This is a genomic window from Candidatus Saganbacteria bacterium (assembly GCA_026387835.1).
Lineage (GTDB): Bacteria > Margulisbacteria > WOR-1 > JAKLHX01 > JAKLHX01 > JAPLKZ01.
Map to the genome: position 1 here is coordinate 219,773 of JAPLKZ010000007.1, position 25,661 is coordinate 245,433.

Below are 25,661 nucleotides of genomic sequence, written 5' to 3' on the forward strand. Positions count from 1 at the left end.
CCATTGTTTGTATTATTTAGGAGAACGGCATTCCGCTCAGCACATAAAGTTGTTATTACCGTTTTTGTCGGGTTCGCCGGTTATCGGATCTATTTTTTTTATTGAACCGGCACATATAGTATTACTGTCCTTGCTGTTGAGCATATCTTCTATTTTGGCCTTCAGGTCTTTTCCGATGCTGTCATTGTCCACTCTTAAGATCGCTTTCTTTACATATTCGGAATTAGATACCAACGCCAGTTGAGACAAGACGGCTATGGCATCTTTGGTCTCGAGTACTGAAAGTATATAGGCGGCCACTTCAGGCTTGAAATTCCTTAAGAATTTAGCCGTCTCCTCCGGTCCCATCCCATTAGCGATAATCTGAGAAAGGGCTACCTTGGCAGATTCTTTGGTTGCAAATGTCAATATGCTGCTCACCGCGACCTGTTCGATCTTCGGCTTGACGATGTCTTGGTCGGCAGGATCCTTTACAGTGGCTGTCATGAACAGCTGGGAATTGATCTGATCGAACATCTTCCGCATGATCTTATCGGTCTCATCCTTTAACGCGGGAGATCCCGGAAGATTTGATATAGTGCTTACGAGATTAAGCAGCTTTGGCATCGACACATTTATATCCGGCTTATCAGTAAGGGTCGAGATCATGCCGATGATCTTGCTTGCGGCGATTGCCGGGTTTTCAAGTATCATTTTGGCGATATAGTCATTTGATGCGTTGCCCTCAAGAAGTTTTAGTGCTGTCTGTGCTGCCTGCTTGCACGTAATATTCGTTGAAGTGTTTTGCAGTGATTCTACGGCATTTTCAAGCTTGCTGATCACCAATTGTTTTGTGCTTTCTTTGATATTCGATCCGGTCACCAAAGCTTTTACCTGCGTAAGCGTATCCTGCGCTTCTTCAGGCTTTGAGAAGTTCTTCTGTTTAAGTCCGTAGATGATGTTCTTTGCGTTTGCCGCGCTTGTGGGATCAAGTTTAGCCGATATGCTGTTAAGGAACTGTTCGATCGGTTTCTTCAACGATTTTATTTGAGCCTCGGTTTCGTTGCCCGAAGCGGATATCCTTTTGGCGTTGTCTGCCCTGTTCTTTATTCCTATTGCTATCCTTAATATAGATGCGTCTTCATTATTTAATTTATTGTTTTTATCGGCATTTATCTCCGCCTCAATTTTCTTCATTTCGTTTTCATCAAATACCCCTTTGGTTTCGTTAGTAACTGATGAAGCAGTTGAACTCCTTGATACTTGCTTGTCATCTCTGAACGTATCAGGCCTTATGGCAGCCTGCGCCTGGTTGATGACTACAGGGCTCTGTGTCGTCCTCATTATGTTCTCGGCTATCTCAACGGCTTTTACGGCCTGTTTTGTCTCCTTGGCAATAGCCATCACCTGATGCTGTTTCTGCGGCTCAAGGTTCAATATGATCTGCGCCGCCTGCGTGGGTTCCTTATCCTTAACCGCCTGGACTATCATCTGTGTCGGCACCACATCAAGCACTTTTGCAGCTTCAGTGGCCGTCATCTCGCCTTTGATGACCTTAGAGACCACCTGCGAGACCGCTTTCTGTACAGCCTGTTCTGCCTTGCTTACCACTACGTTGGTATTCATGTCCTTGGGCACGTCGGTCGATACCTTGGAAAGTACCGCCACCAGGTCTTTTACCGCTGCCGTGTTGTTGGCGCTTATCTCGTCATCTATTACTATTATTATCTGGTTTATTACATCTTCTGCCTTTTTGGGATTATCCATCACCATCTGTACAACTTTATCTTCCGTTGTAGGCTTCATGTTCATTGCCTGAGGTGCATGCTGTGCTTCCTTCACAGGTGTATATGAGGTCGGCATGCTTTCAGCCTGCTTCACCTGCGGTTTATTGACTACAGGAGCGGCCTGCACGGCTGTTTTGACTTGAGGCTCTATAACAGCCTGCGGAGCAGCTTCCATTTTCTGCGTGATCTTCTCTATCGCCTTGTCTAAGGCCACCGTGATTCTGATATTGTTCGGTACCGCTGCTTTTACTTCTTCAAGCGCTATCACTATCTGCTGCATATTCTCCGGATTCACTTTCTTTTCCGAATGTTCTATGACAGCAGGGATCATTCTTGCCACTTTGTCGATCATGTTGGGCTTGCTTGTTATAGCCCGCACAACATCTTCCACCGGCTTGTTGTTGACTATATCGTTCACCGCTTTCTGTGCCGCATCTTTTGCCCTTACGTTGACAGAGGTATTGTCCACTGCTTCCATGGCCTGCGTCAGCTTTTGTGCTATGACCTCTTTCACTTTTTCGTTGATCTTTGCACCGTTTGCCATGTCCTTCACCTGAGATATGAACCTCGCCACTTTTTCCGTGTTCGTGAAGTCGGCTTTCTTTATCTCTGAGCTCATGTCCTTTGCTTTTTTGGCCTCTGTTTGCGGCAGCTTCTCCGCTATCTGTGTCAGGAGCTGTTCCATTGGCTTCTTTAAGGCATTGAGCTGCGTCGCGGGGTCAACGGCTTTTTGGGATGCCTCTTTAGCGGCTAGAGCCCCGTTCTTTATGACGATGACTGTGGATACTATCCTTGTATCCGCCTTGCTGGCCTTGGACAAACTCTTCATATTGCTCATCTCCGCCCTTATCATATCTGTTTCTAACCTTGTGAACTCCTCATCAGTAGAGACCTCTTTGGACGCTTCAGTTGTCGGGGCTTGTTCTACCTGCCTGGGATTCCTGAATGAATCCTGCATTATGATTGGCTGAGCCTGGATGCCGGCTGGAGATACCTGGTTCCTCCTGGTGTTCTCGGCTATAACTACAGCTTTGATAGCTTGTTGTTTCTCATTGGCCATAGCGATCACCTGATGCCGTTTTCCAGGTTCAAGATTGACTATCACCATAGCCGCTGCCTCAGGACTCGCCTTTGCCATGGCTCTCACTGTCACTTCAGCAGGAACGTTGTTAAGCGCTGTGGCCGCTTCTTCAGGAGTTATCTTGCCTTCGGCGACCTTTGAGATAACCAGCGAAACGGCTTTCTGTACCTCCTCCTGTACTTGCGGTCTGGTAACTGCAGGTGCGGGGTGTTTAGTTGTTTCGACCTGCGGCTGTTGTATGATCGCCTGCGGTGCGGTTTTCATATTTTGAATGATCTTTTCTATCGCTTTGTCTATGGCTACGGATACGGGGATGTTCCTCGGATCGGATGTTTTTACTTGTTCAAGGGCGATCACTATCTGCTGGACGTTCTCAGGCTTTACCGGCTTTTCAGACTGCTCTATGACGATCGGGATCATCCTTGCCATTTTGTCTATCATATTTGGCTTGCTTCTTATTGCCTGTACCACCTGGTCCACCGGCATGTTTCTGACTATATTGGCAACTACCTTGATGGCTACCTCTTTTGCCTTTACATTGTCGGAGGTGTTCTCTACAGCTTCCTTGGCCCGCGTCAGCTTTTGTGCAATTACTTCTTTTACCTTGTCATTGACCTGGGCCTTGCTTGCCAGGTCCTTTATACGATCCATGAAATTAACAACATCTTCGGTATTAGTGAAACTGGCTCCCTTTATCTCCGAGATCATTTCCTTTGCTTTTTTGGCCTCAGTCGGCTGTAGCTTTGCCGCTATCTGTGTCAGAAGCTGTTCCATAGGCTTCTTTAATGCATTGAGCTGCGTCGTGGTATCAAGTGCGTTCAGTGATGCCCGCTCAGCGACTTCAGCGCTCCTCTTTATCCTGACGGCTGCGGATAACATCATCATCTCAGCCTTGTTGGCTTTGGGTGCGGTCGCGTTGTTCACTTCCGTTTGTACTTGGGTTATCTCTGCTGCTAAGGTTATATCTTCTAGCATAGTGGCACTGGACATTGCAACTGTTGAAGCTCTTGGTGTTTGCACGGTGTCATTGGATCTATCCGATCTTGCGGCAGCCGGTGTCTGGTTGACGGCCGGCGTCATCAGTTTGCTCATGATCCTCTCGGCTATCTCCGCCGCTCTGACGGCTTGGTTTGTATCCTTGGCCACGGTGATCACCTGCTGTTGTTTCTGCGGTTCAAGCCTTATTATGATCATTGCCGCCTGCGATGGCTCCATATCTTTAACTGCGGGCACTATCATCTGCGCGGGCAGCACTTCAAGCATCTTTGCCGCTTCTGAGGCCGATATCTCGCTCGTCGAGACTTTAGCCACTATCTTGGAGGCCATATTTTGCGCGTTTTTTGCAGCCATCTCGAGCACGGACACGGATTCTTTCTCCGATCGGGTCATTGATACTGGCGTTCTATCTATGATCGTGCTGAGGACCGACAATAGTTCGCTGGCACTTGTGACATTGTTGGCCTTGACCGCCTTGTCGGTGGCTGTGGTGATCTGGTTGACCTTGTCTTTTGCTTCCTCGGGCTTTACGATCGCTAACGTCATTACTTCGTTCTGCAGGCTTTGTTTTACATTGATCGCTTCACTTCTGACTGCAGGTTTGCTCACAGGTCTTGATGCTGGCTGCGGTTTTTCCACCCTTGTGGCAATATCTGTTAAAATGTCATCGATTATTTTATCGACCGCACTTTTGATATTTTCAACATTGGAACGTGTTATTTTTGCGTATTCTGCTGCTGTTTTGTTATACTGCTCTTCCGGGACGATAAGCTTGATCAAGGCCAGATTGTTTAATGCATTCGGCATCGTGGAAAGCGCGGATGCTGATAAAGCCTCGCGTATGATATCATTGACGCTGCGAGTTGTCTTTGTTCTGTCTGCTGGCTTTATCTGCACTTCAGGAGAGACGGTTTGATCTTTGCTCGACGTTAATAATGATATGACATTTGGCGGATGCTGCACCAAGTCCCTCGCCTTGAGTATTTGAGACTCTTTGGCATTCATTATTCTCTTGGTGAATGCATCGGCGACCTTTTGAAAGTTTGCGGAATCGGTCTTGTAAAGCTTTGCCAAGGCCTGCCCCTCTGATTTCAGAAAATTGTTTTGCATCTCAAGCTTTTCGCTGGCGCTGGCCTTGCTGAATTTATCCAGGAATTCTTGAGGCATTGTGAGGGTATTTGTTTTTGTGTCAAATTGCGGTAGTTTCCCTGTGTCCGTGCCCACGACTACGTTGATCTGTTCTTTAGATCCCGAGTTGACATAGAGACTGGCCATTTCGTCCCTTCCCGGCTTTTGTATGGAGCCGGCAATTTTGTAAAATTTATCGATATTGGCCTGGGTCAAGTTGTCCGTATTGTACCCTAATTGTTTCAGGTTATTTTTCGCATCTGCCAATAAGTTCTGGTCCACGGTCTTTCCGTCAGCCTTGTATATGCCCTTAGCGGCGCTCTCCATCGGGTCGTACTTGCCGATGTTGTTGACGATGCTCATTATCATTTCCTTTATCAGGCCGCTCAGGGTCATTTTCTCATCGAGTTCCCTTAAGAACTGCTGGTAAAAGGCTTCAGCGTCGAACATCGCTGTTGACGCGTCCACCTGGGCCTGAAGCTGCAGCTGTTCCGTCATGGCGAAGACGTTTGGTTTTGCGGCCGCGCCGCCGCCGGCTTTGCCTGCGCCTCCCGCGGCATTGGCTGAACCTCCGGCACTGTCTATATTTAAATTCTTTCCTTCTTTTTTCTTTGCATTGCCCTTGTTTATTGCGTTTGCTATCATCTTTGCCAGGTTATCGCTGAATAATACAGCGACAAGTGCCTTTGCAACATAGGAAGCGGCTCTACCGCCCATTGCCGGGGTAAGCAGCTTCTGGGCCCAGGTCGATACAGCGGTGTTCGAGTTTGTCATATTCATGAACCTGTCTTTTCCTTTAAAAAATGAGGATAAATTTGAAAGAGGGCCGCCGCCGTTAGAATTAAAAAGATGTGAGGCTTTCTTCGCTGCTTCTTGTTTTTCTCTTGCTTCCTTTTGCGCATCAGTTTCTTGTTTGTTAGCATTTTGAGGTTTTTCTGATTGATTTGGTTGTGTGGATTGACTTTCTGATGTGCCTGATGTGCCTGATGTGCCTGTTGTACCTTCGCCGCCGAATTCTAAACCACCGTCTACCGGGTAAGTCCCGTCTGCGCTTCCCTCTTTCTCTTGAACTTGTGTTTTACCGGAAGTATCCGCATTTTTTGCCGGGTCATTTTTCACTTCTTTCGCAGCATCTTTAGAAGGCAAACCTTCTGCATTTTCCATTGTATTTGATCCGGGAGTAGTTGTACCTTCGGTACCTCCGGTGGTGACATTACCGCCGGCATCGGCACCTCCCGCGTCGGCAGCTCCAACGCATGCCGCGACGATCGAGATGACCGCCTTGACTATCGATATGATGAACATGATGTTCGCCATAACGAGTGCTTTCTCGGCATCCCTGATCTGGTTCATCCTGTCCACGTAGGTATGGAGTGTGTCGAACAGCTGCTGCAGCGCTGTGGTCGAGACTTCCTTGCTCGCTTGAATGCCCATCAGCGTATAATCCTGGGCATCCAGCGCTATGCCGCCCACGGACCTGAGCACCATGTTCCTTATTCTCCTCTGAGAGTCCATTACTTCCTGTGAAGCTGTCGCGGCGTTATAGGCCATGTCTATCTCTCTTCTCATGATATAGAAATTGCTTTGGTTCAACCCCACGTAGCCGTCGCTCGTGCTGACGATCAGGTCTTCCGTTGCCTGGGAAAGGATCTCTTTTAATGATTGATAGAGTTTGTCGAAACGGCCCTGGTCTTTTTGTTTGTCGATGATCTTCAGGACCTCGTCAAGGATATTTGTTTTATACCTGTCGAGGTCGCCGTACCCGGAATTTTTGTCTTCCTCGGCGCACTTTTTGTTATAGTAAGCCTGCATTATGACGATGGCCGCGATGATGACGGCGGCAACGATCGCCCCGACGCCGGTGCAGGCCAGCACTGCGGCGACGATCTCCATTATAATCTTCACTGCCGAGAACCAGAGATTGGTCATTGCCCGGTCAAGCTGCTTTTCCCACTGTGTCCGTGCGTTATGCGCGCTTATGTTCTCCCGGACCAGTTCCGTCTTCAGTTGAAGTGCCTGCATATATCTTGCGTTCATGGACTTCAGGCCGTTCGATATGGTCTGGAAATGTCTTGCCGTCCATCCGATTCTTCCCATCAGCTGGAGCATAAGGTCGATGATCTCTTGTCCGGTGGTCTCTATCTGCATCATCCCCAGTCCGAGCATAAAAAGCTGCGACATCTCATCGGATAATGCGGTGATCTGTGCCGCGTCGTTCCCCCACATGTCGTCGCCCACGTTTATATGGGACCCGGTAGTCAGCTGGTCGACAAGGCCTCTGTACTGCGTGGCGATATCGCTGATCGCATCCGCGACCATATTGCCGGTGATGCGTCTTTCTGTTTTATTGTCGTAAAATTTATCATCTTCATGATAAAGTTCCGGCTTTTCGTGTTCCAGCAGGTACATAATGTTATAAATTCCATCAAAAAGACCTTGTCCCATCATACCGCCTATGATGAAGCCGAGCATATTTGCGAAAAAGCTCCCGATTATTTTTTCTTTTTCAAGTTCCCATTCTCTTTCCTTGTTGTTTTCCTCGACCTCGTCCCTGAGGCTCTGCATGACGAGGGAAAAAGCCACCTTCATGTCGTCCTCTAAGGTTACTAACGAATCCTCGACTGCCGGAAGCTCTTCGCCCAGCGGGTTTTGTCCTGTGGCCGCGTAAAGGGCGATCATCACGAGGCGCGCTTTTGATTCCATCACCAGCATATACGCTTTTCTTAAGTTGTCGATGCTCTCGAGCTTGTCGCCTATACTGTTCAGATATTCTTCGTTCAAAGCTTTGAACCCGTCGCCGACCCCTATTATGCCCCCGTTATAAGCGGTCATGATAAGATCGTTTTCTTCTTTGTCCAGCTGGTCGAGGATGTTATTGCATATCGACTTCATCGAGATGCCCCACAGGTTCAATGCTTCCTCGACATTGTCGAAATTGATCCTTGTCGGTGTATACTGGAAATCCTCGATGGTCAACAGATATATGACATCGGTAATTTTTTCCACAAAACTGGCGACAAAAAAAAGTGCGGGGCAGAACAAGCAGATGCCGAATGCCGTCCACATCGAGTCCAGCATTTCTTTTGCTTTTTCATGTTCCCACACTGAATAGGCGTATTTGTTGCGCGCCTCTATCTCCAGTTGCAGCTGGTTTATGTTGGCCAGCAATAATGTTCTTTCGCCGTCCGTGGTGTATTTGAGATAATCAAAGACCATGTTCCATCTTGATGAGTCGGAGGTTATCCCCGACATTATCTCGATCATCATGGATTTGAGCTTTTCTTTCACGGAGAGCGACATGTAATAGGCTTTTCTCAGGTCGTTGATTATCGTTTGTCCGTGGAGTATGGCGTATGCCAGGTCTTTGTTCAGGTCGTAATAACTATTCCCGTAGCCGTTATCGCCGGCTGCTGCCATCAGATACTGGCGGTTGGCCTCGTCCAGATAATTCAGTTCGAGTTTGACGAACGGGTCGGCGGTCCTCCTCTTTCTTTCTTCGATCACCACGTCGAGGAAGCCTTTAAGAGTGTCCGTCAGACTGGCCTGCACGTCCTTAAATGCTCTATCGATCGCTTCTTTTGCCGCGGTGTATTTTTCCTCGTACTCTCTGTGCGTCGCGTCGAGTCCGATGAAATCAAGAAGTGAATTGATACAGCTGGAGGACCCGCCTTGTGCGGAAGCTTGCGCGCCCAGCATTTTTCTGTCATATTCCGCGTTGTTTTTATCATGTATGTAGTTCATCGTGTTGGTAAATATGAACTTTGGCCCCTGCATATCATGCCTGAAGCCTTTATTTATGATCTCAGTGTATTTGACGTCCCTGGAAGAGGCCTCCTTAGGCCCTTTAAAAAGCTGGAGAATGTAGCCCTTGATGTTTTCCTTAGTTTCGCCGATCATCGCGATACCGAGAAGCAGCGACCATAATTCCTGCAGCTTGTAATAATAGTCTTTGAATTTCGGATCAAGCGTGATATAACCGTCGCCGTAATCTGTTGTCCATGTCGATGAGGAATTCCCCGCCAGAAGTATGTCCAGGGTTTGCTTGATCTCCGCTCCGAGCCCTTCTACCGCCTGTGCTACCGCGTCCGGTTCTGCAACCTGATAATTATAATTGACGGGTGTTATCGCGGTGCTTTCGTTATCATAGGTTAAAGGCTGGTTCACGACATAGTTGCCCTGAGTATCAACAGTGTCAAGTTGTTCGGCATCGAAAACAGTTGCGTTGCTGTCTGTGTTGTCTGATGGAGTTGATACACCGTCAGCTGATGTGTTTGCCATTAAAGCATCAAAGGTTGATACAGTTGTGGAATAATTGACCTGACCCGTGATATTGGCATTCACGTCAGTGCGGGTTGTCTGATCAGGAATATCTATAGTTGTAGTGCTCATATAATATATATATTTACGGGTCTATATATATATCGTTGTATTGAAGCTAAAACTTGCGGGGAATAATGGGTCATTTTTGGCTGTTTAATGGCAAAATAATAGCGATTTATTAGCTGATTATTTTCAGGTATTTGCTTTTCTTGCTTTGTTATCTGACCCGATAGCCATTGCTATCGAACGGGCGATCTCTTCCGGTGTGTTGAGGGTTGGATAAGTTAAAACTTCATTCATTCTTTTTCGTGCGTTTGACGACGCGAAAGTTGTTTCAAGTGACTTCATAAATTCCTGTGCCCTTAAACGGACCTTTTCCGTTATTTTTGAATCCGCTAATTTTTGTTCGTGCCTCTTCTCATATGCTGTTTCATTCTCTTTCTCATCTGCCTTTCTTGCCTCGATAATGCCGGCCAATATTCTTTTAGCCATCCTCAGAGCTGACTCGTACACTTCAGTTGCCGCAGTCCATATTTTTGTAATTATTGTTATAACTTTAGGCATGTCTGCGTCAACAGCGGTTTCGTTCTTTGCTATTTGCGGCATTTCCTTGATCGGTGTCGCTGAAATGGCGCGCATCTGCTCCAATAAAGCGGGATCAATTTTAATGTCATTTTCTGTTGCGATAGATATAAGTTTGGTTGCCTGCTCCCCGCATGCTGTGATCTCTTTTTCGATCATCGATCTGGCCGGTTGCTTGTCTTTAAACTTTTCTCGCATTGCATTAAGCATATCATTCATCTTTTTGATGGCCTCAGCATCACCAGTGATGACTATGATCACATATTGTTTATTATGGTTTTTCAGGATTATTTCGGTCTGGACTGCGATTTGAGAATTGTAGCCGGATTCTTGAGCGTGATAAGATGATAGTAATTCTTTTAAACTTATAGAATCGTCATTATGCCCGCAATATCCCAAAAAATCCTGTTTTGATCTTCTCAATGATTGTTCTGTTCTTATTCGGTTTTCTGTTGCACCGTTATTTCCTTCACCTTCTTGTTTCCTGAAATTAAGAATGGCTTCCTGGTGTTTTTTCATTTCCGACAGATAGCTGCGACCTACGGCAAAAGGTCTCATATAGGAAATAGTGTCGATCATAAAAGAAAAACGCTCCGTAGTCGCGAAAGGGAACTTTTCCTGTTCTTGCGTAAAAGAACCGAGTACCCTGTAAGCAGGTCTTGATAGGTCGGGAACAGGTGTAATGACAGTTCTTGGCGTTGCCGTTGTACGCGATGTTAAGCCGTTCCCGGTTTCCTGTATCTTAGGATCGGTTTTAACAAGCGCAGGATCGGGCAACATATATTATCTCCCTATTTATATATCGATGGTAAGATCGCGAAATTTCATTATATTCTAATTTTCTTTACTAAACCGGCTTATCTGGACTGAATATATTGCTTTTGTCCGGTTTCTTTGCCTGTTCAGGCGTCATTTCTTTGTCTTTAATGACAGGAAGGCTATTATTCAGTTTACCTTGGTAATAGTTTTCCACGACTGCCTGTAAACCATTCATCACTAATTCTGGCATGTTCGCTATTGCTGCTGCCGCGCTATTTACTATATCTAATCTTGCCTGTGCCACTCTTGCCTGTCCCGGTTCGCCATATAATTTCTGTATTGGCGGTGATCCTTGTTGTTTAGCTTGTATATATATATATGTCATTGTTTTTCTCCTACACTACCCTTCCCGTTCCTTCATCCGAAGATGCGATCCCTACTCTGTTCACAGGGAGTGGCGTCTTATCGAAGCCCGCCAATCTCTGGATATTCTTCACTGTCTCAAAGGCTCCTTTTACTTGTCCAAACTGTTTTATTGCTTCTGTCAGGCTCGCAAGAGCAAGCCATTTGCTATCCTCCGTTTTTGCCGGCACGCCACCATTGCCTTTGATTCCCGCCATAAATATTGTCCCATTGATCGGATCCATATCCATGCCCATAATATTATCCTCCTTACGATCCCCGTTGAGCATCTAGGACTGAAACGCCTCTCTTATCACTTTGCCTAGAACCGGCCACTGTTTTACTGAAAATGTTATAATTTACCAGGTTAAAGGTATTTTCATAATAATTATCTACTGTATCCTTGAACTTTTTATTCCAGAATTTTTCGACTCCCGAGCCGCCCAGATCGATTGCAGTTTTCAGTTGTTTCAGTTTTTCCAGCCCGGACGGATCTTCATCCGTGACAAGCTGTTTTTCGACAAGGTTTATTATCTTTGCGTTTATCGCTGCGGAAAATGTATCAATTTTCACGTTCGGATCCTTGCCACTTCTTACCCGCTCAAGAAATGACTTAATAGAACCGAGGGTTTGTTTGTCTTTTTTATCATCGGACAGGTCCTCATAGACAGATATGGATAATGCTAATTTACGATGATATTTCTTTTCTTCATCAGCACCGACCTCTCTCTTAATGATCTTATCCAGCATATCGATAGACCTGTCTAATGCTTCTTCAACATGTTTTCTGCTGTAAATATCACGTTTATCTTTTGGGATCTCTCTACCGGTTTCTGAACTTGTCCATGCGTTGATGTTCATCGCGGATTGCCTGGAATTGTTTATGTCATAGACGGTGAACGACATATGCTTCACGTATTGATTGAACTTATCTTGGCTCATGTTCCCGGGGCCGTTCTGCATGGTTATGATCACAGTGTTCCAGAAGCCGTCGGGTGTCACGTGGTTGCGGTACACCCCATCGATTCGGTCATCTCCGTAAAAAGCATTCCACGAATAAGGGTTGAACTTTCCGAGGTTATATTTCCCGAGTAGATCATTGACCTCTTTCATTTTTATTTTACTTGACTTGCCTTCATCTGACAGGATCGTTTTTACGCCGGATACAAGATCGGCCGCTTGTTTTTCTTCCCATCCGAAACTTGCCGCGACGATCCTTGCCTGCGCGTCAGTCGATTTTGGATCATTCCCGGAACCCATAACAGTTGAAACGGGAAAAGCTGATTGCAAATCTCTTGTTCCTGTTGTTTCTGATATTTTGGCAACTGCCGGTTTTGCAAGCGGTCTACTTGCAGTTGTCGGCTCTTCAATCGTTTTACCTGCGGTTTGAACAGCTGGTCGTGCTTCAGGTCGCGTTGCTTCTGATGCTCTTGCTTGTTTGCTTGGAGCATCATTTTGATCTGGTATTTGCTTGGCTTTTAATCCTGAAGACTTAAACAAACTTGTTATTCCCATTCCCAACCAGTATATCGGGGTGAATTTTGCAATTCCCTCCATGTTCCTGAACATGTCACACGTTTGATCAACCCCGATTAAACCTGTACCCATAATACCTCTTTGTCCGTTCCCCTAAATATAAATCATAACTGCGTCTACAGTCATAGCGGTCAGATCAAAAGATCTAAATATTTTCATTTGACAGCTCTGCCCAATATCAAGCAATACTTACCTTTGAAAAATCTCTTACAGCTTGCTCCAATTGACCCATTGCAACTCTTATTGTGGATTCATCTATAGCTGCTTTCGTTATTCCTTTGTCAAGTTGACTCCTAGTTTTCATGCTTGCTTGAGATACTTCTGCTGGTGTTTCCTTGGCAGCCGACTTTGTTTGTCCAACTCTTTGTGTTGCTTCAACCATTGTTTTTCTCCCTTCTATATATCTATCGTATCAAATATATGCAAAATTGCATGGAATTTCACTATTTACCTAAAATATCAAATATCATGTGTTTTAACCAGTTTTCGACTTCTTGATCCCCCTGTCCGTCCAATGTCTTGTTTAACTCATCCACCGACGTATTCACCTTATCTATTTTGTCATTTATTTCGTTTGTCCCTGCCTTGCCGCTGCTGATGCTGCCTTCTATTTTTTCCAGAGATGTATTGATCTCGAGAATTTTGCCCAACCTCATTTCCATCGAAAGGTTGTTTGAGGCAGCTACTATGGCCGCTATCATTTTCATGTCATCCAGTTTCTTAATTAGGTTTTTTATGGACTTGGCTGCATTCTGCAGTTCCATTGTCTTTTTCTTATAAAACTCTTTGTCAAGTTCTTTTTGCTCCTCGTTTAATTGTCTCCGCTGTTCTATGATATTTTCTGAAATTCTATTGCAGGACTCCATGCAGGTGTTTATTGCCTGCGTTAAATAGTCTTCATTTATACCGAATAATACTCCGCCATCAATTATATCTTCTATACTTCCGTCTGTTTCATCGTCTGATGTCTGGTCATCAAACTGTGCGACGTTGATCTCCCCGTTTATATTATTTATTATATTTTTTATATTTTCCTGGGCTTTTTCTTCTGTGAGCTGGCACGCGAATTCCTTCAAGACAGCATTTGCGTTGCCGGGTTGGCCTTGTTTGCCGGGTATGTTGCCGATCACTCTGATCCAAGCGTTATCTTTATTAAACTTGCCGTTTCGAAACAATATTTCGACATCTTTTACTTTCCCATAAGAGGCCCTTTTTATCTCCAAGTAGGCCGATAATGCGAGGTTTGCCTGATTTTTATCGGCAAAATTTGTTTTGTTTAAAAATGCTTCAAGTTCTGCCCTGTTTTTTATTCCGCTGTCTTTTAGTTTGCCGTCATTTAGATTTTTATCTTTCATCCAATTTGAGACGATAGCGCCTGTTTTGCTGCGGTCAGCATTGGGAATATCTTGACCTGTTGCCTGCGTTTGATTTTGATTTAATATCTTAGTTTGATCTATTTGTTTGTAATCTACTTGAAAAACCATGTTATGCCTCCACCAGATGTTCGGAGCCTTCGACCGGGATCTTATCAGGCTCCGGACCGCTGCTTGTCTCCTCGATCAAACGTTTTTCGACTAGCCGCAGTTTTGATATCTCTTTTAAGATATTGTTGTTCTTTCTTCTCGTCAGCATGTCGTTCATGACCTCTATCTGCCTCCGGACTATATCGATCATTCTCTTGTTGGCGTTATACTTCAGGCTCTCGAACTCCGGTTCGCTTATGTCTATGCCGAGACGGGCCGCGTTCTTCAAAAGGCCTTTCATTTTCTTCTCGACAAGCTTGAAGGCCGGGCCGCGCAGGTGATACAGCGTAGCGCGTTCTAGCAGGGCTTCTTTTATCATCTCCACGACTTTTTCTTTAGCGGAGATCTCCGCCTCAAAAGCTATCTTCTCGTCGAGCTCTCTCGTGTATACGGACAGGGCCATCAGCCCGTTCTTGAGTTTCCTGATCTCGAAGCTGGTCGTAAGGTACGTCCTGAGGTCGTTTTTCAGGAGGCGCTTCATATAAAGCCCGCGCATCCTGTTCACAAGTATCTCTTTCTCGTCATCTTTGGTGTATTCGAACTCGCCTTTTTCTTTTTTTCCTCCGCTCTGATCGTCGGTGCTGGTATTTACCTGCAGGCCTACGTTTCCGACGGGAACATCTATCAGATTGAACCCGAGGTCCTCTTTTCTGTCTTTCCAGACTTTATTTGCCCATTTATCGATATCGGTGCCGGTTTTTTTCAGCATATTCAGTATCGGGGTAATATCATCGCTCGATTTGTCCTTGTTTACCATCTTGCTTATCAGTTTTTCTTCAAGATGTTCGAGAGCGAACTTTGACAGCTCCTCCTTGACCTTTTCGCCGGCGGAATCGACCGTCCCCTGAAGGTTGTCGTTGTACCCGCCGAAATCCCATCCGCCCGTCTTCTCGTTGAAGAAGGAGTTTTCAAGAATGCTGTGGGTAGCCTGCTCGAAAAAGGCGCTTTCGAGCTTGCTCCCGGAGAGCTCGCGCATAAGGAGGGTCTCTTTTATCTTCACCGAGATATCGGCTCTGATGGCTGCCCTTGCCTCTTTCTGCAGTCCGGCCATATCCTTGTCGGACAGGCCTTTTTCCTTCAGCGCGGCTTCAAGCTTCACCAGTTTTTCGGGAGTCGTTTTTTTGTTGTTAGTGAGGAACTCGCAGTAAGCGGCCGAATACTGCTCGACAAGGGTCTGGGCTTCTTTGTTGTCGGCAAAGTTTGAACCGTTGTTCAGGTTAAAACTGTTGGCTATGCGGCTGGCTGTCTTTTTGATGATGACCTTGCCGACCTCCACGGAGTCTTTTTCTGTCTCCTCCCCGGCCTTTTTCGGCGCGTCTTCTTTTTCCCTTGCGCCTATCTTCTGTCCTTGATCAAGCGGGTTGCCGGCCAGTATTATCCCCGAGCCTGCTACCTTGTTGACTATCGCTCTTAGCACGGACATGCCTTCCTCGCCGAAGTTCTCCGCCTCAAGCACCTGCATGAGGTTCTCCTCGATCCTTGCGGAGTCGTACTTGCTTTTTGTAAAGTTTTTGTCCTTGATATCGCCCGCAACTCCGGATATCAGGGCGTTATTGGCTATGGCCGCCATTTCCTGGCTTGCCGCTTTGTTGAGTATGTTCACTGACATTTCATTTCCCCCGTTTAAGAGATCCTGTGGTTCTTATCTTTCAGCTTCCTGATCTCGGCGGCGATCTTAGACTGTTCCGCGACCGCTTTTTTGATAATTTTTTCGAGCGTCTTGTTGTGCATTTCAAGGCGGCGTTCCGCCTTTATCAAAAAAGCGTTTATCTTGATAAGTTTTAGGGCCAGGTCGCCCCTTGATAACCTGTCCTGTTCCTGATCCTGCATCGCGCGTTCCCTCCCTTTCAGCAGATCCCGTGGTCGAACATCGAAAGCTGGTATTCGATCCCCATCTTTTCCTCGAGCAGCCTGGACGATATCTTCTTGCATTGCTCGGTCTGTACCTCGAGCACTTTTTCTTTCGTGAAATATTCGGTCAGTCCGAGCCTTTCGCACTGCGTGATCAGCTGCTTCCTGATCTCGGAGATGACCGTTTTTTGCGTCTTGACGTATTTTCTCGGGCCCCCTATTATATTGAGCAGTTCCGAAGTGTATTCGTTCTCTTCAAAAAGTATCTTATTCTGTGAGATCGCGTTCGAAGTGGCTTTTCTCTGCATCTGTATGATCTCCTGGCAGCTGGTCCCGAGCAGCGACAGCATCGTCCCGTAAAAAGACAGTTTCATTTCGGCGAACTTCGACACCAGGAGGTTGTGCGACCTTGAAAGCACAAAGTTCTTCATGTAATTTTCCTTGAACGAGTCCACCTTTGATTTCAGGTCTATCTTTATGCCGAACATGTTCAGGACATCCGGCCTTTTCACGCTTCCCTCGGTCTGCACCGAAGACACGTCCACGTCCGACGATATCGGCAGCGCGTTCAGGGTGAGTTTTCCGTCCACTTCCTCGACCGTCCATTTGATCACAGGGGCGCTGTCCGTTACCTTCGGAGCATTGTTCTGCTGGGGCTTCTGGAGAGCTTCCTGTTTCCTGGCAAGAAGCTGTTCCATCATAGCCTTGTTGTAAAGCTTTGTTCCGTCGAGATTAGTGCTGGTGCCCGTGTTCATTAAAAACACCTTCCGTTATATAACAAAGCAGGCCAAAACAACATCAATGCGCGTATGTTCATATGCTATATATCTATCGTAATTGAAAAGTACAAACTTGCATAAAAAAGAAGTAATTAATTTACTCAATGAGGCCAAATATATGCTATCGGCATTTAGTTGCAGATTATTTGGATTTTTGTTTGGATCCGCTTTGTCTTTGTTGCGCGATTTTTTTCATCAAAGCAGAGAATGAGGCGTTATTTTGTTGCTTCTTATCATTTTCCTGCTTTGCCGCGGTTTTTTTGTCATCCCTCTCGTCATCTTCCTTCTCTTTTTTGCCTTCTTTGTATTCTTGCATCTTCCTTTCGTACTCTCTATGCTTCTGGGAGTTGACTATATTGTTTCCCATTAACTCATTCATAAAGCCGTATGTTTCAGCTTCATACAGTGCTCCGACCTCATGCGTCATCCAAATATATTTTGAGGCCTGGACGGCAGTCCAGCCATAATCCTGTATACCACCCGGATTATCATACCCTCCATAGGCATTAATTGTTCCTCTCCAGAAATTAGCCTTGGCATATTCGCCCATTTCGACATTTATTCGGACCATTGCAGAATTCAGATTCATAACGTTCAAATTATTTATTTGTTGTCCGATCGAATAAAAATGATGCTGTCCGCTTAGATATCCGTAACCTTGCTTATCCGATGAAGAAGCGTAATGAACATATCCGTCGTAAGGAGGATTGCCTCCTCCCCAATAATTCGTATAAACATTATTTATTATGTCCGAAGGTTTGCTGCCATATGGGTGTCTTGCATCATCATAATTTATATTATAAGAGTAACGAGATGCTCCTGCCGGAGCCAAATTGGAGTTGTCGTCTTCAAATACTCCGATATTTGAAATGAAATTACCAGCTGTGGTATCCCATGACCTGCCCCCCCAAAATGAAGCAGGCTGCCGCGAGTGTGTTGCTGTGGAAGTATCGGTATACGTCAATTCACCTTTGAATTCATCGAAGGCCGGATCCATATATGTCATGTATTTGTTGATCTTAGTCGCGTAGTCACGCAATTTAGCAGCATCCATTGTAGCACCAGTAGTACTTGTTGTTACCGGTGTTGTTACTGGCGTTGTTACTGTTGTCACTCTGCCAGTAACAGGATCTGTTGTTGTTGTTGTTGTATATGTTGTTACATCTGTTGTCGTGGTTGTGGTTGTCTCGGCAGGCGGCAGGTCTGCAGTAAGAGCGTCCATGGCGGTCTTGACGCCGATCCAATATCCTCCAGCAGGAGAAGTATCTGGTATCCATACTTGTTTATCCGCATCAAGATAATATGTTGATAGTTTAAGCTCGTTTTTATTAGCTCCATAATAAGTTATAAAAGCATTGACGTTGGTTGTATATGTGTTATAGGTATCTTTTTGTTCTTGTGTTGGAGGAGTTGTAGAAGGTGTAAATACGCTTGCGCCGGCACAACCAGAGCTTGTGTATTTATCATGCAAAGTTTTCATCGGAGAATTGTTATAATAATTTGTAAGATTTGTGCTCAGCCAGCTTCTGAAATTGGAAAGCCTGTAGTAATCGGTCGTGGAATACCAGCCCCCACCCAAACTATTCCCACTCATGGGACCGAAGTCCATGATCCACTGGGAAAGCCTGTGCTGCGCCAGTGAGAATGTCTGCAGAAACGTCTTGTTGTAATCCCCGGATTCCTTCCCTGTCCAGGGATCAGCTGAACTTTCGGTATCCCCCCTGTGATAGTCGCCCATCCATTTATCAAAGCTCTTGATCATGGCGTTGTCGAGCGAACCATTATAAGTTGTAGTCGGCTTGTCATCAGAAGCGCCATTATATATATTATTTAAGCCGATATTTTGGCTATACCAGCTCATATTGTAATATTGTGAATGCGGGCCGAAGAGCTCGGTCATCCCCGCAAAATACCTTCTCCGCGATTCAAGTAATAACACAGCTATATTGAATGCGGCTTGGGACTCAAAATTTGGCTCTCTCCCTGTCGTCCACCAAGAATCTTCAGAACAATTATTTGGGTTGGTATATGCTTTATCCCCATATCTGTTATCAAAATTCCACGGGGCGCTCGGGTCCATCGCAAGCTCATAAAACGAAGGGGCACCCACCTTATATTGGTCGCCGTTGAATTTGGAATAATCCGTGTTCGATGAATACCCGTTGAAAAATGATTCCGCGTTGGTAAATGAACTTGAATAGTCCGCCAGATTTGGAAGGTCGAGTTTTGAAAGCTCCGTTCCGGAGGGCCCGTCCCAATTTCTGAGCATGGCAGGGTTCGAACCGTAGAAGAAGTTGTTGTAATCGACCGGATGATAATTGTTTATTGTAGTTTTATAATCCCCGCCCGAATTATTCAAAAGATATGTATATTGGTCTGTCGCGTCTTCCGAAGCCGCATATACGGGAAATGCTGTAGCAACTATAGATCCATCGTTTCTCATGCCATAGGCAGTTTGGTTTTTTGAAAGGTCTCCTTTTCCGACAAGAAAATCAACTCTTGTATCGGTTTCTTTAACTGGATTGAAATCCCAGAATGCTGGTGTAAAGTTAAATGGGAATTCTGATCCTTTTCCTGCTCCGAGAAAGTCAACTACGCCATCATCTGATGATTGGGAATGCCTTTTTCCGAAACCCGGCTGACCAACGGGATCATGTTGCGGGCCGGACCCCAGCTTGTCCCATATCGCTGATGCTAATTTGTTTTTATCATAATCGGATAATCCCCCATACCAGCGTGAAAACTCTTCTCCAGCTATCAATTCATCCTTATAAACCCTATAAATTTGATTTTTATACTTTTGAACGTTTAAGAGGCCGTTGCTATCAAGATAACCCAAATTTTTCAAGGCGTTAAATAAATCCGTGCCATGTCGTTCAAAACCAGCACCAGAGCAGGCGTCAGTAAAATCAGAACCTGTAAAAATTGTAGTAAACGGATGGCCAGCTGTTGTATTTACATTTGTACTTGTGCAAAACTCATATGGCGCCCATGTTCCATCCTCATAGTTAGATGAATATATCTCTGATTCTGCGCGCGGGATGAACTTCATCATGTTAAGCAGGAAATTGTACCTGTTACTCAGCCATCTCTTGCCGCGCGGCGTGGTCTCATTATAAAGCAAATTCTCGAGCCCGTATTCCGGAGTTTCTGACGAGATGGGGAGCCACATCTGCGGCTTGATCTCTAGAGGATTGTCGTAACTCATTGCTTGATGTTCACCTTTTTATTTATTATTAAAGGGACTTCGCATTATCCGATCAGCTTTGAAACCGAATCCTGGAATGATCCCTGTTTTGTAAGCAGGTCCATGGCCATGGTGTTGATCGACTCGAGCTGGCTGGTATACCTGTTGATGACGAATAAAGCTGCTGCGGAACTTTTGTCGTCAAGTTTTATGCCGTTTATCTCAATGGACTTTGTGGTCGGGTCCGCCATTTCCATCGACACCTTATTCAGCGCATCGTACAAATAAATAAAAAGGTTCTTGAAACCGAATGATGTGGTAGAAAGATTCCCTGGTTTTGCCTGGGCACTTGATATAGAAAGCTGATCATTTATAGAGTCGAGTACCATTTCATTCTCCTTTAACGTCTTTCATGTTGCCTTTTTATCTATCTTAAGGGGTGCCCCGTTTTGCAAGACACCCCTATATCCTTGTTCTCTCAAGCTATACCCGATTAACCTTTTGCATCCCTCAGAGCGTTCTTCTGCATCGTCTGTTTTTCTTTTTCGGCTATTGCATCCGCTGAGCTTTTTACTTCTGTTCTGGCTGCCGCTGTTCCTATCACGAACAATTGCGCTGCTCCCACTTCCGTTCCTTTGCCTAATGTGATGTGCAGATTATTGCCGTTGTTGTCATACAAGTTCGGAAGCATTACGTCTGTCGGTGCATTGGCTACCATCGCACATGCTACATCTTCTATCCCTTTGTCATTTGCGATCAGATCTGCTACGACTCCTGCTATTGAGTTTGTCATCTTTTTTCACCCCCTCTCGTTTATTACTTCGTCATCGCCTTTCTATTTACTTATCGGTAACCGCCTGGGAATTCTTGCATGGAATATTGCGTTAAATATAGCTTATGGCTGAGCATATTTCAGCATGGCCTTTGCTATCGCATCCAGCTTCTGCGGTATGAGCGTCAGAGCCTGGATCGTGGTCTCTATGATGTTGCTTGACTGCCCTACCTGGAACAGCTCGCTAGCGTCAAGTCCGTCCGAAGCGTCAATATAAACGCCCAGACCCGGAAGATAGACACTGGCCGATTTGCCGGCCAGGCCCCTTGCCACATCGTTATTCTGCGTATCGAGGGCCAGTACCCTCTGGTATATGCCGTAGATCATATTTTGGCCCTGAGAAATTAAGCTCCCGCTTGTAGTAGTAGGTAAAGGATTCAAACCGTAAGGATTGGCCGCCACCAGTTCAGCAAGCGTCATTACGCCGTCATTGGTAAGGGGCGTTGCCAAAACATTAACTCCATCTCTCATCCAGTTCCATCCGAGAAGATTCTGAGAGTTAACGATTCCGGGTGCAGGACTAGTTCCAATAACCGAGCTCCATTCCGTGGCAAAATCGATCACTCCGTCGCTATTCGTATCCGTAAGCGCGAACATGAATTTGTTGATATCAATTGTATTATCACCGCTGTTAAGATATGAATAAAGGCGGCTTAATGTTCCGGTAAGATTTGTAATCGGAAGGTTTGATCCTACCCAGTCGCTCATACTTATTTTCCCGTCGCCATCCACGTCAATCGCTCCAAAATCCGCGGAAGTAAATATGCCCTGGTTCCAATTGGCTCTGTTAGTGTTGTTTATGTTAACATGTATATTCCAACGACTTAAAGTTATATCCGCATCGGTACCTCTTATATCGTCGAACATTTGATCTGATTCTGCGCGTGTCTTATTTATTCCGAGCGTGCTGACAAAGTCATACAATTCATCTTTGGAGATCTTCATGTCTCCATTGGCATCTAACATCGTAAAATCAGCACTTGATACCTGATCGCTATTCCAGGTATTTTTATAGAAAGTGTTTATTGTGTTAGTAAAGGCCAGATTTTGAGCTATGGTCGGGCTTGCTGCTAATGGAATTATTTTTGCTGTTCCAAGTGCCAGATTTGCATTCGAGTTTGTAAATCTGGTTATATTAGCTGCCGTGATCCCTAAACTGGTCAATGTGGAATTTTTTATGCCTCCGTTCCCGTTTGCGTCCAAGGACGATCTGAATATCCTTACTATATCGGCTAAGCCATAATTTCCGCTGTTAAATCTTGCTGCGTCAGCCACAAAGGCATTCAACCCTTGCGCGTTAATTACATATCCACCTGCTTCGCTTCTTGCTGCAAGATAATTGAATAATGTCGTATTAGCATGTAAAGGGTTAGTTGTAGCGGCCCATTCGCTTGCGTTAATTACCCCGTCATGGTTCGTGTCTATCGTAGTAAAGTCCATGTTGGTAAATAAACCTGCGACAGTCAATTTAGGAAGTTGATAAGAAGTCCATTCGTCTCTGGTTATCTTAAGATCATCGGAGGTTATATTTGTCCCTGTATGTTTTAGGGGATTGGCTACAGTATTGAATGATGTGGCAATATTTGAATTTGTCGTACCAACCCTGTAATCACTCGGATCAATGTTGTTGCTGCTAAGATACGCTTTGAATCCGTTCTCGGTTACTATTCCGTCTTGAAATCCGTCGGCACTGTCCATGGCATCAAAATCCGCGGCTGACATGAATTGATCTGCAGTCGCAGTAGTAAAATCAGAACAATCTACAGTTGTTCCTGTATCACTGCCGTCTGTTATTGTTACCGGATTTTGAATCGCTGCCATTATTTTCTCCGATCAGCCGTTCTTTATTCTCTATTTATCTATCGGAACGGTTTTCATGTAACTTGCATAGATATTGATCATCTTTCAAGAAACCCGTTTTTCCTTTCCGCCGATTCAACCCTGCCTATGAGATCAAATACGGTATCAGTCTTGCTATACGAACCTTTTTCCTGCTTATGTCTTTTTATATCACTCTTGTCCTTGCCTGCGTTCTTTGACACGGGAGCCAGGAACCCGAACCCGGCGTTCTTGACCGCTTCCAGAAAAGCGCCCGAGTTGGCTGCCGGCCGGCTCGTACTGTGGTTTTTCCCCGCATCGACGGAATTGGATGAAAAATATGGGTTGATGATGTTCATGGTCTTATCCTATACGACAACATTCAATGTCATGTTCTTATTGAAAAGCATGTTCACATCTTCAGAATTCACGGCTGGATTTGTTTTTTCAGCACCCGCCACGTTGGTCCCCGCATTATTACCTTTCAGGAATTCCTGCGCGGTCTGCTCGTATGCGTCCCGCAGCTGGGTCGCGAGGCCTTTTGAACCTTGATTTACCGGTTGTCCTTGCGTCATCTATTTATTACTCCCCTGTTTTAAAGCGTCTTTTATGACATCCAATTCGGGGGTTGACACTTGAATATTGCTCATGACCGGAAGCGAAACGTTCGTGTTTGGCGAGACGAAAGACATCTTCAACTCGTTCAATATCGAATTGACCTGAGCGTTAACTGTATCTATGTCTACTCTTGCCGCCATTATTGTTTCCTCAATATATTGTTCGTTCTATATGACGTAAAACTTGCAGTGTTTTCAATTGCCGCTCACCGCCGGCTCTTCCTTTTTCGCCTCGGACTGCTTCTCCGCTTCCGAGATGACCTCCATGATCGCCTCGATGACCTTCTCGTCGCACCATTCCGGGAACTCCAATTTACAATTATCCATATCAAGTAATTTATCGGAACATCACGGTATTAACTTGCATGGATCAAGGAAAAAGTGGCGCAGTTGCGGTTAGATCACGCGGTCCGGCAAAAACGAACTTGACGCGGGGATCTTTGAACCCGCTCTTATACGGCAGCGGCTGGCTATGATACTGTCCTTTCCGATGACGGTACCGTTCTCGATATAACACCAGCTGCCTATTACGCTTTCGTCTATCTCGACCCCGCGGTCCACAACGGTTTCAGGCCATATTATGGTGTCCTTTATCAAGGAATTTCCGCGGATAATACAGTTATCACCTATTATGACATTACCTTCAAAACGGGCACTCGGATCTATTTTGCAGTTGCGTCCGGCCAGGACGCGGTCACTGCCGTGCCGTTTCTTTTTTTTCAGCATGTCAAAATTTGCTGTCTTGTAATTATGGATATTGCCGATATCCTTCCAGTAGCCGGCCTGTTCCATGCCGTAAAAAGGCATATTATTTGCCGCCAATTCCGGAAAAAGCTGCTTTCCAAAATCAAATGAGTTGTCGTTCGGTATCATTTTAAGTATCTCACGGTTAAAAATATAAACTCCGGTATTTGCAAAATTGCTCAGAGCTTCCTCTCTTTTCGGTTTTTCCTGGAACGCTGTTATTTTACAGTCCGCGTCGCGTATCACGACCCCGAACTCAGACGTGTCTTCAACCCTGGTCAAAGCGATCGTCGCAAGGGCTTTTTTTCTTCTGTGGAATGAAATAAGCTTCTTAAGATCGATATCCATCAAAACATCGCTGCTCAGGACGATAAACTCCCTGTCGGAAAGATGTGCCGACACGGCCATTTTTTTTATGCCGCCGGCCGTTCCAAGAAGCGTTTCTTCGAACGAGTAATTTATATGCACCCCGAACCCCGAACCGTCCTTGAAATAGTGCTGTATCTGTTCGGGAAAATAATGGAGATTGGCGGTTAGATCTTTTATGCCGTGTTTTTTCAGCAGTTTGATATTGTATTCCATTACAGGGACATTGCATATGGGGACAAGAGGTTTAGGTATCGCAAGTGTAAGAGGCTCAAGGCGTGTCCCGACGCCAGCGGCCATAATGAATGCTTTCATCCGAGTAGTCTGACCCTTCTTAAATGGCGGCCGCCTTCAAAACCTGTCTTCAGCCATATATCAACGATCTTCAGGGCTTTTTTGGCTGAAAGCAGCCTCGCTCCGAGGCACAGCACGTTCGAGTCATTGTGTTTTCTTGACATCTTCGCGGTATGGAAGCTTTCGCACGCGGCAGCCCTTATCTTTTTGACTTTATTGGCTGCCATGCTCATCCCTATCCCGCTGCCGCAGACAAGGATGCCCCTGTCGGCTTTTTTTGAAGAGACGGACAACGCGGCTTTTTTTGCATAGACGGGGTAATCTACCGGTCCTAAAGAAAATGTTCCGTAGTCCCTGACGCGAATTTTCTTTTTCAGGAGGAAGGTCTTTATCTTTTCCTTGAGATCGAACCCCGCGTGATCCGATGCAATGGCGATCTTCATGGCTTACAGGATCTCTAAATACCTGTCGATCTCCCAAGGGGTCACTTTGATCCGGTAATCGTCCCATTCGGCGTTCTTCGCGTCAAGGAACCTTTTGAAAGTATGATCTCCGAGCGCGTCCTTAATGATCTGGCTTTTTTCCATTTCATCCAAGGCTTCCTTTAATGATCCGGGCAGCGTTTTTATGTTCCTTTTCTTAAGTTTTTCCTCGTCAAATTCGTATACATCCTCTTCCGTCGGAGCAGGAATGACCATTTTTTTCTTGATGCCATCCATTCCGGCCTTGAGCATCACTGCGAACGCGAGATACGGATTGCAGCTCGGGTCAGGGCACCGGAGCTCGGCGCGGGTCGCCAGCTCCCTTCCAGGAGAGAACCTCGGTATCCTTATAAGCGCGGACCTGTTGATCTGAGCCCAGCAGATATAGACAGGAGCTTCATAGCCCGGCACAAGCCTTTTATATGAATTGACCGTAGGCGCCAGCACAGCGCTCATCGCCCTCGCGTGATGCAGCTGTCCGGCTATGTAATGGTACGCGAGTTTTGAAAGTTTATATTTGTCTTTCGCGTCATAGAAAAGATTATTGCCTTTTTTATCGAACAGGCTCTGGTGAGTGTGCATTCCCGATCCGTTCACG

General features: G+C 45.6%; 21 protein-coding genes. All 21 read right to left on the minus strand.

The window, feature by feature from the left end:
- Window positions 1-36: 36 nt before the first annotated feature.
- Window positions 37-9,249 carry a hypothetical protein gene (locus tag NTZ10_03715; protein MCX5749335.1) on the minus strand — a complete coding sequence of 3,071 codons (9,213 nt, stop codon included), beginning with the start codon at window positions 9,247-9,249 and terminating at the stop codon, window positions 37-39.
- A 234-nt stretch (window positions 9,250-9,483) separates the two neighbouring features.
- Window positions 9,484-10,653, minus strand: coding sequence for a hypothetical protein (locus tag NTZ10_03720; protein ID MCX5749336.1), 1,170 nt, complete (start codon window positions 10,651-10,653; stop codon window positions 9,484-9,486).
- A gap of 67 nt (window positions 10,654-10,720) precedes the next feature.
- Window positions 10,721-11,017: a hypothetical protein gene (locus NTZ10_03725; GenBank protein MCX5749337.1), complete on the minus strand. Its 297-nt coding sequence runs from the start codon at window positions 11,015-11,017 to the stop codon at window positions 10,721-10,723.
- A 10-nt stretch (window positions 11,018-11,027) separates the two neighbouring features.
- A complete protein-coding gene (locus NTZ10_03730) occupies window positions 11,028-11,252 on the minus strand; it encodes a hypothetical protein (GenBank protein ID MCX5749338.1) in 225 nt (74 codons plus the stop codon).
- Window positions 11,253-11,304: 52 nt separating this feature from the next.
- A complete protein-coding gene (locus tag NTZ10_03735) occupies window positions 11,305-12,642 on the minus strand; it encodes a hypothetical protein (protein ID MCX5749339.1) in 1,338 nt (445 codons plus the stop codon).
- Between the two features lie 106 nt (window positions 12,643-12,748).
- Entirely contained in the window at window positions 12,749-12,952 is a 204-nt protein-coding gene (locus NTZ10_03740; protein MCX5749340.1) for a hypothetical protein, read from the minus strand.
- Window positions 12,953-13,013: 61 nt separating this feature from the next.
- Entirely contained in the window at window positions 13,014-14,054 is a 1,041-nt protein-coding gene (locus tag NTZ10_03745; protein ID MCX5749341.1) for a hypothetical protein, read from the minus strand.
- A 1-nt stretch (window position 14,055) separates the two neighbouring features.
- The gene (locus NTZ10_03750; protein ID MCX5749342.1) at window positions 14,056-15,702 is read right to left on the minus strand and encodes a hypothetical protein; all 1,647 of its coding nucleotides are present in this window, start codon (window positions 15,700-15,702) and stop codon (window positions 14,056-14,058) included.
- A gap of 14 nt (window positions 15,703-15,716) precedes the next feature.
- On the minus strand, window positions 15,717-15,923 hold the full coding sequence (locus tag NTZ10_03755; GenBank protein ID MCX5749343.1) for a hypothetical protein: 207 nt from the start codon (window positions 15,921-15,923) through the stop codon (window positions 15,717-15,719).
- Between the two features lie 17 nt (window positions 15,924-15,940).
- The gene (locus NTZ10_03760; protein MCX5749344.1) at window positions 15,941-16,699 is read right to left on the minus strand and encodes a hypothetical protein; all 759 of its coding nucleotides are present in this window, start codon (window positions 16,697-16,699) and stop codon (window positions 15,941-15,943) included.
- Window positions 16,700-16,865: 166 nt separating this feature from the next.
- Window positions 16,866-19,931: a hypothetical protein gene (locus tag NTZ10_03765; protein MCX5749345.1), complete on the minus strand. Its 3,066-nt coding sequence runs from the start codon at window positions 19,929-19,931 to the stop codon at window positions 16,866-16,868.
- Between the two features lie 44 nt (window positions 19,932-19,975).
- Window positions 19,976-20,299, minus strand: coding sequence for a hypothetical protein (locus tag NTZ10_03770; protein MCX5749346.1), 324 nt, complete (start codon window positions 20,297-20,299; stop codon window positions 19,976-19,978).
- Window positions 20,300-20,403: 104 nt separating this feature from the next.
- Window positions 20,404-20,703, minus strand: a complete 300-nt coding sequence (locus NTZ10_03775; protein MCX5749347.1) for a hypothetical protein — start codon at window positions 20,701-20,703, stop codon at window positions 20,404-20,406.
- A gap of 102 nt (window positions 20,704-20,805) precedes the next feature.
- Complete coding sequence (locus tag NTZ10_03780; GenBank protein MCX5749348.1) at window positions 20,806-22,563, minus strand: hypothetical protein; 1,758 nt, start codon at window positions 22,561-22,563, stop codon at window positions 20,806-20,808.
- Window positions 22,564-22,640: 77 nt separating this feature from the next.
- Window positions 22,641-22,919 carry a hypothetical protein gene (locus NTZ10_03785; protein MCX5749349.1) on the minus strand — a complete coding sequence of 93 codons (279 nt, stop codon included), beginning with the start codon at window positions 22,917-22,919 and terminating at the stop codon, window positions 22,641-22,643.
- 9 nt (window positions 22,920-22,928) lie between these two features.
- On the minus strand, window positions 22,929-23,135 hold the full coding sequence (locus tag NTZ10_03790) for a hypothetical protein (protein MCX5749350.1): 207 nt from the start codon (window positions 23,133-23,135) through the stop codon (window positions 22,929-22,931).
- Window positions 23,136-23,318 carry a hypothetical protein gene (locus tag NTZ10_03795; protein ID MCX5749351.1) on the minus strand — a complete coding sequence of 61 codons (183 nt, stop codon included), beginning with the start codon at window positions 23,316-23,318 and terminating at the stop codon, window positions 23,136-23,138.
- Window positions 23,319-23,372: 54 nt separating this feature from the next.
- Window positions 23,373-23,504 carry a hypothetical protein gene (locus tag NTZ10_03800; protein ID MCX5749352.1) on the minus strand — a complete coding sequence of 44 codons (132 nt, stop codon included), beginning with the start codon at window positions 23,502-23,504 and terminating at the stop codon, window positions 23,373-23,375.
- Window positions 23,505-23,573: 69 nt separating this feature from the next.
- Window positions 23,574-24,602 carry an NDP-sugar synthase gene (locus tag NTZ10_03805; protein ID MCX5749353.1) on the minus strand — a complete coding sequence of 343 codons (1,029 nt, stop codon included), beginning with the start codon at window positions 24,600-24,602 and terminating at the stop codon, window positions 23,574-23,576.
- The gene (gene rpiB / locus NTZ10_03810; GenBank protein ID MCX5749354.1) at window positions 24,599-25,024 is read right to left on the minus strand and encodes a ribose 5-phosphate isomerase B; all 426 of its coding nucleotides are present in this window, start codon (window positions 25,022-25,024) and stop codon (window positions 24,599-24,601) included. Before rpiB ends, NTZ10_03805 begins: the two co-directional genes overlap by 4 nt.
- Before the next feature lie 3 nt (window positions 25,025-25,027).
- A partial coding sequence (locus NTZ10_03815; protein MCX5749355.1) for a glutamine synthetase occupies window positions 25,028-25,661 on the minus strand: 634 nt, incomplete at its 5' end.